At 71.6% G+C, this 14,808-nt stretch carries 13 protein-coding genes; 10 read left to right on the top strand and 3 right to left on the bottom strand.

Annotated elements, in window-relative coordinates; all coding sequences use genetic code 11:
• The first annotated feature begins 190 nt into the window (after positions 1–190).
• The 5 genes from dnaK (at position 191) to DEU32_RS09515 (ending at position 4,978) form a co-directional block, all read left to right on the top strand.
• The gene (dnaK, locus tag DEU32_RS09535) at positions 191–2,059 is read left to right on the top strand and encodes a molecular chaperone DnaK (protein ID WP_114850303.1); all 1,869 of its coding nucleotides are present in this window, start codon (positions 191–193) and stop codon (positions 2,057–2,059) included.
• 2 nt (positions 2,060–2,061) lie between these two features.
• Complete coding sequence (locus DEU32_RS09530) at positions 2,062–2,709, top strand: nucleotide exchange factor GrpE (RefSeq protein ID WP_114850302.1); 648 nt, start codon at positions 2,062–2,064, stop codon at positions 2,707–2,709.
• Positions 2,710–2,747: 38 nt separating this feature from the next.
• Entirely contained in the window at positions 2,748–3,758 is a 1,011-nt protein-coding gene (locus tag DEU32_RS09525; protein WP_114850301.1) for a DnaJ C-terminal domain-containing protein, read from the top strand.
• A gap of 183 nt (positions 3,759–3,941) precedes the next feature.
• Positions 3,942–4,352 (top strand): heat shock protein transcriptional repressor HspR, encoded by a 411-nt coding sequence (locus tag DEU32_RS09520; RefSeq protein ID WP_114850433.1) that lies wholly within the window; start codon positions 3,942–3,944, stop codon positions 4,350–4,352.
• A gap of 83 nt (positions 4,353–4,435) precedes the next feature.
• Positions 4,436–4,978, top strand: a complete 543-nt coding sequence (locus DEU32_RS09515; RefSeq protein ID WP_141860162.1) for a hypothetical protein — start codon at positions 4,436–4,438, stop codon at positions 4,976–4,978.
• A 70-nt stretch (positions 4,979–5,048) separates the two neighbouring features.
• Here the strand turns inward: DEU32_RS09515 and DEU32_RS09510 are convergent, their stop codons facing one another.
• A complete protein-coding gene (locus DEU32_RS09510) occupies positions 5,049–5,300 on the bottom strand; it encodes a hypothetical protein (RefSeq protein WP_141860164.1) in 252 nt (83 codons plus the stop codon).
• Between the two features lie 190 nt (positions 5,301–5,490).
• On the opposite strand from DEU32_RS09510, the gene DEU32_RS09505 reads away from it, so the two are divergent.
• The gene (locus DEU32_RS09505; protein WP_114850298.1) at positions 5,491–6,639 is read left to right on the top strand and encodes a class I SAM-dependent methyltransferase; all 1,149 of its coding nucleotides are present in this window, start codon (positions 5,491–5,493) and stop codon (positions 6,637–6,639) included.
• Positions 6,640–6,718: 79 nt separating this feature from the next.
• Here DEU32_RS09505 and DEU32_RS09500 read toward each other — a convergent pair whose 3' ends face one another.
• Both DEU32_RS09500 and DEU32_RS09495 read right to left on the bottom strand, forming a co-directional pair.
• Positions 6,719–7,549, bottom strand: a complete 831-nt coding sequence (locus DEU32_RS09500; protein WP_114850297.1) for an aldo/keto reductase — start codon at positions 7,547–7,549, stop codon at positions 6,719–6,721.
• A 91-nt stretch (positions 7,550–7,640) separates the two neighbouring features.
• Positions 7,641–8,039: a pilus assembly protein CpaE gene (locus tag DEU32_RS09495; protein WP_114850296.1), complete on the bottom strand. Its 399-nt coding sequence runs from the start codon at positions 8,037–8,039 to the stop codon at positions 7,641–7,643.
• 292 nt (positions 8,040–8,331) lie between these two features.
• Here DEU32_RS09495 and DEU32_RS09490 point away from each other — a divergent pair, with 292 nt between their 5' ends.
• The 4 genes from DEU32_RS09490 to DEU32_RS09475 all read left to right on the top strand — a co-directional run bounded on the left by DEU32_RS09490 (position 8,332) and on the right by DEU32_RS09475 (position 14,758).
• Entirely contained in the window at positions 8,332–11,097 is a 2,766-nt protein-coding gene (locus tag DEU32_RS09490; protein WP_220152775.1) for a glycoside hydrolase family 2 protein, read from the top strand.
• 182 nt (positions 11,098–11,279) lie between these two features.
• Positions 11,280–12,665, top strand: coding sequence for a sugar transferase (locus DEU32_RS09485; RefSeq protein WP_167509986.1), 1,386 nt, complete (start codon positions 11,280–11,282; stop codon positions 12,663–12,665).
• A 237-nt stretch (positions 12,666–12,902) separates the two neighbouring features.
• Positions 12,903–13,181: a twin-arginine translocase TatA/TatE family subunit gene (tatA, locus tag DEU32_RS09480; protein ID WP_058740778.1), complete on the top strand. Its 279-nt coding sequence runs from the start codon at positions 12,903–12,905 to the stop codon at positions 13,179–13,181.
• 182 nt (positions 13,182–13,363) lie between these two features.
• Positions 13,364–14,758 carry an MFS transporter gene (locus DEU32_RS09475; RefSeq protein WP_114850294.1) on the top strand — a complete coding sequence of 465 codons (1,395 nt, stop codon included), beginning with the start codon at positions 13,364–13,366 and terminating at the stop codon, positions 14,756–14,758.
• The last annotated feature ends 50 nt before the right edge of the window (positions 14,759–14,808 follow it).

The raw sequence follows: 14,808 nt of genomic DNA, 5'->3' as shown, positions 1-14,808 counted from the left end.
GGCCTTCGTGATGTGCGTCCCCGGTGCTCCCTCCTGCTCGGGACATCGCCATGACTGCGAGGGGGACGGGCTCGACGGAAGTGTCGCTGCTCGGCCTTGCGTCCACAGGACTCAGGTGTAGAGTTGAGTCCATCGGACGCAAGTCCGCAGACTTCCGCAACCACGCACCCGACAGAAGGAGCACCACACCATGGGACGTGCAGTAGGCATCGACCTCGGAACCACCAACTCGGTCGTCAGCGTGCTCGAGGGCGGTGAGCCCACGGTCATCGCGAACGCCGAGGGGCTCCGCACCACGCCGTCGATCGTCGCCTTCACCAAGGACGGCGAGGTGCTGGTCGGCGAGACCGCCAAGCGTCAGGCCGTCACGAACGTCGACCGCACCATCGCGAGCGTCAAGCGCCACATCGGTACCGACTGGAAGGTCGACATCGACGGCAAGAGCTACACGCCGCAGGAGATCTCGGCCCGCACGCTCGGCAAGCTCAAGCGCGACGCCGAGCAGTACCTCGGTGAAGACGTCACGGACGCGGTGATCACCGTCCCGGCGTACTTCAACGACGCCGAGCGTCAGGCCACGAAGGACGCCGGTGAGATCGCCGGGCTCAACGTCCTGCGCATCATCAACGAGCCGACCGCGGCCGCGCTGGCCTACGGCCTCGACAAGGGCAAGGAAGACGAGCTCATCCTGGTCTTCGACCTCGGTGGCGGCACGTTCGACGTCTCCCTGCTCGAGGTGGGCAAGGACGACGACTTCTCCACGATCCAGGTCCGCGCGACCTCGGGCGACAACCGCCTGGGCGGTGACGACTGGGACCAGCGCATCGTCGACCACCTGGTCAAGAAGTTCAAGGACGAGCACGGCGTCGACCTGTCCACGGACAAGATCGCCAAGCAGCGTCTGAAGGAAGCCGCCGAGCAGGCGAAGAAGGAACTGTCGTCGCAGATGTCGGCGAACATCCAGCTCCCGTACCTGACGCTGACGGCCGACGGCCCGCTCAACCTCGACGAGACCATCTCGCGCGCCCAGTTCGAGCAGATGACCTCCGACCTGCTCGACCGCACGAAGAAGCCCTTCAACGACGTCATCAAGGAAGCGGGCGTGTCGGTCAACGACATCGCGCACGTGGTGCTGGTCGGCGGCTCGACCCGCATGCCCGCCGTGGCCGAGGTCGTCAAGTCGCTGACCGGTGGCAAGCAGCCGAACCAGGGCGTCAACCCGGACGAGGTGGTCGCCGTCGGCGCCGCACTGCAGGCCGGTGTGCTGAAGGGTGAGCGCAAGGACGTCCTGCTCATCGACGTCACGCCGCTGTCGCTCGGCATCGAGACCAAGGGCGGCCTGATGACGAAGCTCATCGACCGCAACACCGCGATCCCGACCAAGCGCAGCGAGACCTTCACGACCGCTGACGACAACCAGCCCTCCGTCGCGATCCAGGTCTTCCAGGGCGAGCGCGAGTTCACCCGGGACAACAAGCCGCTCGGCACGTTCGAACTGACCGGCATCGCGCCGGCTCCCCGTGGCGTCCCGCAGGTCGAGGTCACGTTCGACATCGACGCCAACGGCATCGTGCACGTGTCCGCGAAGGACAAGGGCACCGGCAAGGAGCAGTCGATGGTCATCTCCGGCGGCTCGTCGCTGCCGAAGGAGGACATCGAGCGCATGGTCCGCGAGGCCGAGGAGCACGCGGCCGAGGACAAGGCCCGCCGTGAGGCCAACGAGCGTCGCAACCAGGCGGAGCAGCTCGTCTACTCGATCGAGAAGCTCATCAAGGAGAACGACGAGAAGCTCCCCGCGGACGTCAAGTCCGAGGTGCAGGCCGACGTCGACGCGCTGAAGTCCGCCCTCGCGGGTGAGGACGACGACGCGGTCAAGACCGCCTACGACAAGCTCAACGAGTCGCAGGGCAAGCTCGGCCAGGCCATCTACAGCCAGCAGGACGCGGGTGCCGCGGCCGGTGGCGAGCAGCCGACCGCCGACGGCCAGGCGCAGCAGGACGACGAGGACATCGTCGACGCCGAGGTCGTGGACGACGAGGACGACAAGGACAAGAAGTAACGATGACGGATCCCAAGGACAACGTGCCCGAGGACGCCGAGCCCCAGGTCGAGGGCGACGCCACCAACGCGCAGGAGCCCGAGGACCTCATCGAGGCGGAGGGGCCGGACGTGGAAGTGCCCACCGACGGCCCCGCCGCTGGCGGCCCCCAGTCGGACCTCTCCCCGGAGGACCAGGCGCTCCTGGACGACGCCGCGCGCGGCATCGAAGAGGACAAGCTCTCCCAGGCGGACCGCGACCTCGTCGCCGACATGCGTGCCGACATGCTCCGCGCACAGGCCGAGCTGGTGAACTTCCGGAAGCGCGTCGAGCGCGACCGCGAGGCGAACCGCGACGCCGTCATCGCCGAGGTCGTCCGCGCCCTGCTCCCGGCCCTGGACGACCTGACCCGTGCCGAGGCGCACGGGGACCTCGCGGACGGTCCGATGCAGGTCATCGGGCAGAAGATCCGCGGCGGTTTCGACAAGTTCGGGCTCGTGCAGATCGGCGAGAAGGGCGAGACCTTCGACCCGAAGGTGCACGAGGCGATCGTGCAGCTGCCCACGCCGGGTGCGACCGACCAGACCGTCGCGGACGTCGTGGAGCCGGGCTACAAGCTCGGCGACCGCGTCCTGCGTGCGGCCAAGGTCGCCGTCGCGGTCCCGGCCTGAGCAGGCTCGTCACGACCAGGAACGGAAGGTAGGGCTCGATGGCCAGTCAGGACTGGTTCGACAAGGACTTCTACAAGGTCCTCGGCGTCGACAAGACGGCGAGCGACGCTGAGCTGAAGAAGACCTACCGCAAGCTCGCCCGGCAGTACCACCCGGACTCCAACCCGGGGGACGCCGCGGCCGAGTCCCGCTTCAAGGAGATCAGCGAGGCGTACTCGGTGCTCTCCGACAAGGAACAGCGCGCCGAGTACGACCAGGTCCGCGCCATGGGCTCGGGCGCCCGCTTCACGGCGGGTGGCCCGGGCGCCCAGGGCGGGTTCGAGGACGTCTTCGGCGGCATGTTCGGCCAACAGGGCGGGCAGCGCGTGCGCTTCGGTCAGGGCGGAGGTCGCGGTGGTGCCGGTGGCTTCGAGGACATCCTCGGTGGGATGTTCGGCGGCGGCGGCGGCGGGGGCTTCGGGCAGTCGTCCGGCGGCTTCCGCGGCTTCGGCGGTCCGACCAAGGGCCGGGACGTCACCGCGTCGACGACGCTCGACTTCACCACTGCGATCGCCGGTGACACCGTCAAGCTCTCGCAGGGCAACGGCAAGCCGGTGAACGTCCGGATCCCCGCCGGCGTCGCCGACGGACAGAAGATCCGCCTGCGCGGCCGCGGCGAGCCGAGTCCGGACGGGGGTGACGACGGCGACCTGGTCGTCAGCGTCTCCGTCCGGAAGCACCCGGTCTTCGAGCGCGACGGGCTCAACCTGCGGGTCGACGTGCCGGTGACGTTCGCCGAGGCGGCGCTCGGCGCGACGATCCAGGTCCCGACGCTCGGCGGCGAGCCCGTCAAGCTCCGCGTCGCGCCCGGCACGCCCTCTGGTCGTGTCCTGCGCGTCAAGGGACGCGGGGTCGCGACGAAGAGCGGGACCGGTGACCTGCTCGCGACCGTGCAGGTCGCGGTGCCGTCGCACCTGTCGGACAAGCAGCGCGAGGCCGTCGAGGCCCTCCGCGCGGCACTACCCGACGAGGACCCTCGCGAGGACCTCCTCGCCAAGGCGCGCAGCTGACGCTGCGCGACCACAGCAACGAACCGGCCGGGGCCCACGCTGCCGGTGCCGGCCCGTCGCGAAGCGGCGGGTCGGCCGTGCCGGTGGGGAGAGGCCCGGTGCGGCTCCGTCAGGAAGCCGCACCGGGCCTCCAGGCTGGTCCTGCACCACGCGGACGACGGAAAGGAAGAGGCCGTGACCGACATGGACGAGAACTCGCCCGTCTTCGCGATCGCGACGGCGGCGGAACTCGCCGAGATGCACCCGCAGACGCTGCGGCAGTACGACCGGCTCGGCCTGGTCGTGCCCGGCCGGACCCGCGGCGGATCGCGCCGCTACTCGATGCGGGACGTCGTGCAGCTGCGGGAGATCGCACGCCTGGGGTCCGAGGGCGTCTCGCTCGAGGGCATCCGCCGCGTGCTCGAGTTGGAGAACGAGAACAAGGCGCTGCGGGAGCGCGTCCGTGAGCTCGAGACGGCCCTCGCGGATCAGCTCATCAACCGCCCGGGCGCGCGCGTGTTCGCCGCGACGACCACGGGGGCCGCGGTGTCACTCCGCGCCGGGGCGCGACCGCAGCGGAACACGCAGATCGTGCTCTGGCGCCCGATGTCGTGATCTTCCGTACGGAGAGTATCAGTGTGAGCGATCTGTTCACGCTGATCGGAACGGAGGCCATCCGCTTGCACGGACGTGGTTCGGTGGTTCGGGAAGGGATCGCGCTCGTCGCGGCATCGATGGTCGTCCTCGGGGTGGGCGGCTGCGCGGTGTCGACTGCTCGGACCGGACCGGTCCTCACGGCACTGGTCGGGACGTGGTCCTACGACGTGAGTGGGACGGGTGGGAAGCGCGTCGGCTCGGTCGACGACGGCGTGGACCCCGCACTGTCCTACTACGGCGGTGACCGGTACCGCATCGAGATCGAACGCGGCGCCTGGAGGCTGAGCGGTGAGCGTCAGGGGACGGCTGTGTCGGCATCTGGACGATGGGGGAAGGAGCCGCTCCTGTGGGCTCCAGCCGGGCAGTCGATCGAGTACCAGTTCACTGCGGACAGCGGCCCGGCGGTGTCCTTCTCGCCCGGCACGCGCCTGGCGCAGCGACCCGAGCGCATCGAGGCGGATGCCTACGGGGACGAGCCGGAGTTCCTGAACCACAGCGCTGACGTGAGGGTGAGCTCGACGACCATCACCGCGACGATCGAGGACGCGGACTTCCCGACGCACACGGCCACCAGCACGCGATGACCCTGGTGCCCATGTCGGTGCAGGCGCTGAGTGCGTGGACATGGCGGTGACGTCCGGCGCGAGCGCGTCCTCACCCAGGCGCGTGGTCGAGATCGGGGCGCAGGGGCATCGACCGGAGCGCTCGCTCCGCAAGTCGACCGTCGCCGCCCTCGACCGCGAGCTGCAGTGCGACGATCCGTTCCCACGGCAGTGCGATCGGCAAGTCCTCGTGGCGGAGTCGGAAGGTCAGGGCGTCGACGGACCCTCGGAGCCGTGAGCAGAGCACGGGGTTCGTGCACGACGCGATGGAACTGCGGTGGACCGGGGCAGCCGCATCGGTCACGGCATCCCACTCCCCGAGCCGGACGGTGTCGAGCAGTGCTCCGACGCGACTCCCGAGCGCGGACCGCACGGTGTCGTCGAGCGGGGTGCCGGGCGCGATCGCGCGGGCGGGGGGCGAGGGCCAGCCGTGGACATCTCAGGTACGAAAGCGTCGGCGTGCCGGTCGCAGGCGTGCTCAGTACGCTGACCGGATGCGCGTGTCTGACTTCGCCGACCAGTTCCGGCGAGACCCCGACGACGGGGCTCCGGACCTGGTGACGATCGACGGCACCGACCGGTTCCTGCTCGACGAGGCGCCGCACGTGCACGGCGACGCGGTCCGGCAGCCCGGCGAGGTCGCCGTCGTGGACGACCGGGCCGGGGTGCTCACCCTCGGGCTGATCACACTGCACGGCGCCTCGGACGTCCGGGTCGTGCAGGACTCCCTCGTCGGGGTCCGGGCGCTCCAGGCCGCCGCCGGCACGTTCGGGCTGCGCGGCTTCCGGCACGCCGAGACCGCCGAGCAGGCCTTCCGTGACGTCCGGCTCGTGCTGCTCCGGCTCTCGAAGTCGAACGACCGACTGGACGAGCTCGCCCGTGCCGTCGCACGCTGGGCCGCCCCGGACGTGGTGCTGCTGTGCGGCGGGGTCACGAAGCACATGACGCTGTCCCAGAACGACGTCCTCCGCCGGTACTTCGGCGAGGTCACCCCGTCACGTGGGCGGGGGAAGTCCCGGCTCCTCGTCGCACAGGATCCCCTGCGCGCCGCCGCCGTGCGGGCGGACACGACGAACCCGTGGCCGCGCGCGGTGCACGTGGACGAGCTCGGCATGACGCTCGTCGCACACGGCGGGGTCTTCGCGGGCACGTCGCTCGACCAGGGCACCCGGGTGCTGCTCGACGTCGCCGACCAGGCGGTCCCGACGGCGCGGACGGTGGTCGACCTGGGCTGCGGCAACGGCGTCATCGCGACCGCGATCGCGCGGCGCCGGCCGCGGGTCCGCGTGGTCGCGACGGACGTCTCGTCGATCGCGGTCGCGTCGACGCGGGCGACGGCGGCGGCGAACGGCGTGGCCGACCGGGTCGCGGTCGTGCGGTCGGATGCGGGCGACGAGCTCGACGAGGGCGCGGCGCAGCTCGTGCTCTGCAACCCGCCCTTCCACGAGGGCACGACGGTGAGCACCGACGCGGCCGAGGCGATGTTCCGGAACGCGGCCACGATCCTCCAGTCCGGCGGTGAACTGTGGTGCGTCTGGAACTCGCACCTGCGGTACCGGCCGCTCCTGGAGCGGTCGGTCGGGCCGACGCGGCAGGTCGTGCGGACCGCCAAGTTCACGGTCACCGCCTCACGGCGGTCCTGACGCGCGACGGGAGGCCCGTGGCTGCGTGCGCCACGGGCCTCCCGTCGTCGTGTGGGTCGCCCTGGGCGACCGGCGGCCGTCAGGCCGGGACGTAGTCGAACGTGTCCGGGTCCGGCCCGGTGCGGTGTCCCTTGTCGAGCGAGGTGATCGCCGTCATGTCGTCGTCGGAGAGCTCGAAGTCGAAGATCGCGAAGTTCTCCTCGACGCGCGAGCGGGTGACCGACTTCGGGAAGACGATGTCACCGCGCTGGATGTGCCAGCGGAGGACGACCTGGGCCGGGGTCTTGCCGGTGTTGCCGGCGATCCGGGTGATGGTCTCGTCGTCGAGCACGAGGCCCTGCGCGATCGGGGACCAGGCCTCGGTCGCGATGCCGTGCTCGCGGCCGTAGGCGCGGAGCTCGTCCTGGACGAGGTACGGGTGCACCTCGATCTGGTTCACGGCCGGGGTGATCGTGGTCTCGGAGGCGAGACGGTTGAGGTGGTGGGTCTGGAAGTTCGAGACACCGATCGAGCGGGCGGTGCCGCCGCGGTAGAGCTCCTCCATCGCCTGCCAGGTCGGCACGAAGTCCGACACCGTGGGCAGCGGCCAGTGGATGAGGAACAGGTCGGTGTAGCCGCCGAGCAGGTCGGCCGACTTCTTGCCGTTCTCGAGCGCCGCATCCGGGTCGTGGAACCCGTTGTTGAGCTTCGAGGTGACGAAGATCTCCGAGCGGTCGATGCCGGATTCGGCGATCGCCTCGCCGACCTCCTTCTCGTTGCCGTACATCTCGGCGGTGTCGATGTGGCGGTAGCCGACCTCGAGGGCGGTGAGGGTGGCTTCCTTGGTGTTCTCCGGCTCGATCTGGAACACCCCGAAGCCGAGCTGGGGGATGGTCTTGCCGTCGTTGAGCGTGATGTTCGGAACGGTCATGACGACATGCAACCAAACGGCCCCCAGCGCGCTTCCCGGGAACGTCCAGCCGGGCGCGTCCCCCGCAGGAACCGGACGGACGGCGCCTGCGCTACGCGAGCGACGCCGTGATGTAGGCGAGCAGCGCCTCCGCGTAGGCCCGTGCCGCGTCCGGAGCGGGGAACTCCCGGTCGGCGCCGTCGATCGTCGCCGTCACCGCGAAGCCCGCGCTGAGCGAGACGAAGGCCGGGCCGAGGAGCTCGCGGAGCTGGTCCTCGCGCGGCAGCCAGAGCGACTCGGACGCCTCGACCGAGTCGAGCGCCCACTCGGTCGTGCCGTTGAAGCCGAGCACGGTGCCGCTCGGGTAGTCGTGCCGCTCGACGGTCATCTCGGACACCGTGTAGACGTCGTCGTCGACGCCCGGCTTGTCGATGACGAAGCGGTCTCCGGTGGTCGGGTGCCAGCGGAGTCCGGCGTCGCGGAGGGACCGGGCGAGCTCGACGGTGATCACCGGTCCACCCTGCCACGGAGCCGGTGTCACGCGCCCGGCGTCGCGGAATCCGTCCCCACCCCTGGGGCGCACCGAGTCGGGCGTACTAGCATCGCGGAGCACCCCTGCGCACGCGGTCGTCACGACGCCCGCGTGCGCAGATGCGACGACGCCTGGGCGACCGGTGTCGTGCCTTCCGTCCGGTCCCACCGGCCACGGGCACGACCGCCGGCCGGTGTCAGGACCACCGTGGCGGCACGAGCCGCGCCCGGTCCCGTCAGCCCCGACCCAGTCCGCCCAGAGAAGGACCCGCATGACCCTCGAGCGCGAGGAACTCCGTGACGACTGGACCGTGGCGATCGCGGGGGACCAGGTGCCGAGCGGGGCACCCGCCGACCTCGTCGGTCGCACGCTCCCGGCGACCGTCCCCGGGCAGGTGCACACCGACCTCGAGCGCGAGGGCGTGATCGCCGACCCGACGTTCGACCGCAACGAGGACGCCTCCGCCTGGGTCGGCCGCGCCGACTGGGCCTACCGGCGGCACGTCGACGTCGACCCGCGTGGGTTCGAGCGCGTCGACCTGGTGTGCGACGGCCTGGACACCGTCGCCGAGCTGAGCCTGGACGGTGTCGTCCTCGGCACCACGCGGAACATGCACCGGCGCTACCGCTTCGACCTCAAGGACGTCCCCGGTCCGACGGGGCGGCGCGAGCTCGAGCTGCTGTTCGAGTCGGCCTACCGCGAGGCCGGCCGCGTCGCCGCGCGCGCCGGTGCGATGCCCGGCCCGTACGACGAGCCGTTCCCGTACGTCCGCAAGCAGGCGTCGAACTTCGGCTGGGACTGGGGGCTCACCGCCGTCACGAGCGGGCCGTGGCGCCCGGTCGCGATCGAGCGGTGGTCGACGGCCCGACTGGCCGAGGTCCAGCCCCTCGTCGACGTCGAGGCGGGGGAGGGGGTCCTCGACGCGCACGTCCGGGTCGAGCGCTCGGGGATGAACGACCTCGACCAGGACGGCGAGGACGACGACCTGGTGCTCGTGGTCACGGTCGCCGGCCCCACGGTCGACGGCGGGACGACCCGACAGCGGTCCCGGGCGCAGCTGACCCCGAAGGACGACGAGACCGTGGTGACCGTGCGGGTGCCGGACGCGCTCCGCTGGTGGCCGAGGGGGTACGGCGCGCAACCGCGGTACGACGTCACCGTCGAGCTGCAGACGGTCGACGGCGAGGTCCTGGACCGGCACACGGCGAAGACCGGCTTCCGTTCGGCGCGCATCGACACCACCGACGACGCCGTGGGCAAGCCGTTCGACGTGGTCGTGAACGGCGCCGTGGTCGACGTCCGCGGCGTGAACTGGATCCCCGACGACGTGATCGTGTCGCGGGTCGACCGTGTCCGGGTGTCCGAGCGGCTGCGCGTCGCGGCGGACCTCGGCGTGAACCTCGTCCGCGTCTGGGGCGGCGGGGTCTACGAGTCCGACGAGTTCTACGACGTGTGCGACGAACTCGGGCTGCTCGTGTGGCAGGACTTCGCGTTCGCCTGCGCGGCGTACCCGGAGATCGAGCCGATCCGCAGCGAGGTCGTCGCCGAGGCACGGGACAACGTCGCGCGGCTCTCCGGTCACCCGTCGCTCGTGCTCTGGAACGGCAACAACGAGAACATCTGGCTGCACGACGTCGACGGCTGGGCCGACGTACTCGGCGACCGCGGCTGGGGGCTCGACTACTACCTCGACCTGCTGCCGACGATCGTCGACGCGGTCGACCCGTCGCGCTTCTACACGGTCGCGTCGCCGTGGTCCGGGTCCGAGAGCCTGTTCGCGAACGACGTCGACCACGAGACCCACCACTCGTGGGACGTCTGGAACCGGCTGTCCGACGAGCACTACCGCGACTCGGTGCCGCGCTTCGTGTCGGAGTTCGGCTGGCAGGCGCCGCCCGCGTGGCGCACCCTGCGGGACGCCGTCACCGACGAGCCGCTCCGCGTCGACGCGCCGGGCGTCGTGCACCACCAGAAGGCCGACGACGGGATGGCGAAGCTCGCCCGCGGGATCGCGCCGCGGTTCGGCTCGGTGGACCCGTCGGAGTTCGACCGCTGGCACTACCTGACGCAGCTGCAACAGGCGCGGGCGGTCGCGACGGGCGTCGAGCACTGGCGCACGCACTGGCCGCGCAACACAGGTGTCGTGCTGTGGCAGCTCAACGACCTGTGGCCGGTGTCGTCGTGGTCGGCGGTCGACTCGGCGGGGCGGCTGAAGCCGCTCGCGCACGAGCTGCGTCGCCTGTACGACGACGTCCTGCTGACGATCCGGCCGGTGACCCGCGGGTCCGCGGCGGCTGGTGCCGCTGCGCCCGGCGACGTCGGGGTCGTGGGCGGGCCCGATCAGGCCGACGGGTCTGATCAGGCCGACGCGTCGGGTCCGACCGACGGGTCACGTCCGGCTCCTGACGACCAGCCTGGAGGCGCGGAACACGACGTCCCGTCGGCTGCCGCCGGTGGGACGGCCGAGTTGGTCACCCTGTCCGACACGCTGTCCCTCGGGGTGTCACCAGGCGCCTTCGGGCAGTCGCCCGTCGAGGTCGCCGTGCGGTCGGCACGCGCCGGCCGGGACAGCGTCGTGCGCGTCCGCCGGGTGACGGTCGCGGGCACGATCCTCGCCGAGGTGACGCTCCCCGTCCGCCTGTCCGAGGCCGGCGTCGCGGTCGTCGCCCTGCCCGAGTCGGTCGGTGTCCTCGACGACCCGACGCGCGAGCTCGTCGTGGCGGACATGGACTGGCGGCGCGCGGTGTGGACGGCCACCCCGGACAAGGACGTGCGCTGGGAGCCGGCGCGGTACCGGACCACGGTGACGCCGGCGGCGGACGGGGACGGCCACGACCTGGTCGTCGAGGCGGACTCCCTCGTGCGGGACCTGCTCGTCCAGCCCGACCGGCTCGCCCCGACCGGCACCGTCGACCGCGGGTTCATGACGCTGCTGCCGGGGGAGCGGGTCGACTTCCGGCTCCGCGGGCTGAGCGACGCCGACGTCCGGCGGCTCGGCGAGCCATTCGTGCTGAGCTCACTCGACGACCACCTCTGAAATACTGCACACTGCTCTGATATACTGATCCCGCGTTCCGTCGGCCGACGGGCGCGGGATCGGCTCCCGACCGGTCCCTCCCCGGAACCGGAAGGCCGTCGATGTCGCTCGCAGTGCGCCAGATCCACTCGACGGAGGCCGCGTCTCCCGCGCCTCGACGCCCTGCGGCCGGCCTCTCGGTCGTGCTCGCGACACTCGACCTCGTCCTGCTCACCGTCGCCTTCACGACGGCGCACCTGCTCCGCTTCCCCTGGGAGGTGCCACCGGTGCACACCGCGCCGGGGTGGACCGAGTTCCTCGTCGCGCCCTGCATCGTCGTGCTCTGGATGACGATGCTGTCGGTCTTCCGCACGCGGCACCCGCGGATCGTCGGGGTCGGCGGTGACGAGTACCGCCGGCTCCTCACGGCGAGCCTGCTCACCGGCGCCGCGGTCGCGATCGTCGCGTACGCCGTCCGACTCGACCTCGCCCGCGGCTACGTCGCGATCGCGTTCCCCCTCGGTCTCGTGCTGCTCGCACTCGGACGGAAGGCCGTCCGCACCGTGCTCGCGGGGCAGCGTGCCCGGGGTCGGCGGCTGCAGGACGTCCTGCTCGTCGGCGACCTGGACGACGTCCGCTACGTCGGGCGACGGATCGTCGTGACGCCGGCAGCCGGGTACCGCGTCGGTGGGGTCGTCACGGACTGCCCGGCCCCGGACGGCCTCGTCGACCTCGACGGGGTCCGGCTGCCCGTGCTCGGCGGGCTCGACCGGGTGCTCGACCTCGCGGCGTCGACCGGCGTCGCGGCCGTGGTCGTCGCGGGTGCCGTGCGGGGTGGTCACGAGCGGCTCCGGCGGCTCGGGTGGGAGCTCGAGGAGCGCGGGGTCGAGCTCGTGGTGTCGTCGCCGCTCGCGGACATCGCCGCCGGCCGGGTGCACGAGCGCCCCGTGGACGGTCTGCCGCTCATGCACGTCGAACTCCCGGACTACCGGCGCCGCGCGGGCAAGCGGGTCCTCGACGTCGTCGCGGCGACGCTCGGACTCGTGCTCCTCGCGCCGGTGTTCGCCGTCGTCGCGGCGGCGATCCGGCTCGACGACGGCGGGCCGGTGCTGTTCCGGCAGGCGCGCGTGGGCCGCGGCGGGCAGGAGTTCCCGATCCTGAAGTTCCGGACGATGTGCGTCGACGCCGAATCGCGCGTCGCCGACCTCGCGCAGTACAACCAGGGCGCAGGTCCCCTGTTCAAGATGCAGGCCGACCCGCGGGTGACCCGCGTCGGCGCGTTCCTCCGCCGGACGTCGCTCGACGAGCTCCCGCAGCTCTGGAACGTCCTGACCGGCACGATGAGCCTGGTGGGGCCACGTCCGGCGCTCCCGCGCGAGGTCGCCGTCTACCGGGACTTCGCGGATCGCCGCCTGCTCGTGACCCCGGGCATCACCGGGCTCTGGCAGGTCAGCGGTCGCTCCGACCTGGACTGGGCCGAGGGCGTCCGGCTCGACCTGCACTACGTCGAGAACTGGTCGTTCCTGCACGACGTCGTCATCCTCGCGCGGACGATCCCGTCCGTGCTGCGTTCCCGCGGCGCCTACTAGCCGCCCACCGACCCCGGCCGTGCCTTGACCCGCGACCGGAACGGCGCACCCCCGGAGAGCAACGGCCTCCGGGGGTGCTGCCGTGCGGCGTCTGCCTGTGCGAACGGTGACGGTTCCGGCGCTCGCCTGTGCTTCCGGGAGCGTGCGGGTTAGCATGGACGCACCACGGACTTCCGCCCGACGTGTCGACGGCGACTCGGAACCAGCGGCGACCAGAACTCGATCCAAGGAGTCACCATGTTGCAAGGCCTCGGCGGGGTGCACCTGCTGATCATCCTCGGCATCATCATCCTGCTGTTCGGTGCGACCAAGCTCCCGGCACTCGCCAAGGGCCTCGGTCAGTCGATCAACATCTTCAAGAAGGAGATGGGTGACGACAAGAAGGGCAAGGACGACACGACGGTCACCACCGTCGCGCCGGACACCACCACGGGCACGGCGCAGTCGGCCGCTCCCGCACAGCCAGTGGTCAACCCCGGCCCCTCGGTGCAGCCGAACTCGGACAGCCGGCAGTAACGCACCGCCGGTTCCCCCACGGATCCAGGACCCAGCCCCGTCCTGTCGGCAGCCCCCGCGACCACCGGTCGCGGGGGCTTCGGCGTTGCCGGGGTCCGTCCGGCTGCGGCGCGGGACAGCTCGCGTCGCGCGCCTTGGAGCCGGTCGGAGCGCCCGCATCGCCGGCGGAGGATGATGGGCCGATGAGCGCCCCGGCCGCCACGGCACCCCTGCGGGACGACCGGCGCACCGTGCTCGTCGTCGCGATCCTCGCCTCGTTCGTGGTGGGTCTCGACACGAGCGTCGTGAACGTGGCGCTCCCCGTGATCCGCCAGGACCTCGGCGGCGGGCTCGTCGTGCAGCAGTGGGTCGTCGACGCCTACTTGGTGACGCTCGGGTCGTTGATCCTCGTCGCGGGGTCGCTCTCCGACGCGTTCGGACGGGTCCGCATCGTCAGGTGGGGACTCGTCGTCTTCGGGGTCGCATCGGTGGTGTGCGCCGTCGCCCCCACCGGGGCGGTGCTCATCGTCGCCCGCGCGCTGCAGGGCGTCGGCGGCGCCCTCGTCACCCCGAGCTCGCTCGCGCTCATCGTCGCGGCGTTCCGGGGGTCGGCGCAGACGAAGGCGATCGGGACGTGGACCGGCTGGTCGAGCGCGGCGATGATCCTCGGTCCGCTGGTCGGCGGGCTCATCGTCGACGGGATCGGCTGGCGGTGGATCTTCGTGCTCACAACGGCGCCGATCGTCGTCACGATCGTGCTCGTGACCCGGATCACCGGCGACGTGCACCCGGCACACCGGCCGCGGATCGACGTCACGGGTGCGGTGCTCGCGGTGCTCGGCGTCGGCGGGGCGGTGCTCGGGCTGATCGAGCAGGAGCGCCTCGGCTGGACCGCCCCCGTGGTCGTCGTGGCCCTGGTGGTCGGTGCCGCGTCCCTGCTGGCGTTCGTCCCGTGGGAGCGACACGTCACCCGGGCCGGTCGGGTGCCGCTCGTGCCGCTCGAACTCTTCCGGGCGCGGAACTTCTCGGTCGGCAACGCGGCGACGCTGTCCGTCTACGGCGCGCTCGGCATGGTCGGCTTCGTCGTGACGCTCTTCGTCCAGGAGGTCTGGGGCTTCCCGGCCTGGCTCGCCGGCCTCGCGACGCTGCCCCCGACCCTGCTGCTCCTGCTGCTGTCCTCCACCGTCGGAGTCCTGGCCGGACGCTACGGCCCGCGGTGGTTCATGGCGGCCGGCCCCGCGGTCGCCGCCGTCGGTGCGCTCCTCATGATCGCCGCCGGTCAGGACCCGCGGGCGTACTGGTGGTCGGTGCTCCCGGGCCTGGTGCTCGTGGGGGTCGGGATCGCCACGATGGTGACGCCCCTGACCAGTGCGGTGCTCGGGTCGGTCCCGGAGTCCGGGGCCGGCGTCGGGTCGGCCGTGAACAACGCCCTCGCGCGGATCGCCAGCCTGGTGACGGTGGCGCTCGCCGGGGTCGTCCTCGGTGGTGGGATGAACACCGCCGGGTTCCACCGCGCCGCGGTCGTGATGGCGTGCCTGCTCGCCGCCGGCGCCGTCGTCAGCGCGGTCGGGATCCGGAATGATCCCGCGCGCACATGAGTTGAGTCGAGTAGGCTCAAGTACAACTCCACGGCACGGAAAGGACGGAC

Origin of the sequence: Curtobacterium sp. AG1037, assembly GCF_003349855.1 — a bacterium.
Taxonomy (GTDB): domain Bacteria; phylum Actinomycetota; class Actinomycetes; order Actinomycetales; family Microbacteriaceae; genus Curtobacterium; species Curtobacterium citreum.
The sequence above is the reverse complement of the archived record's forward strand: the minus strand, read 5'-3'. Positions and strand labels throughout refer to the sequence as shown.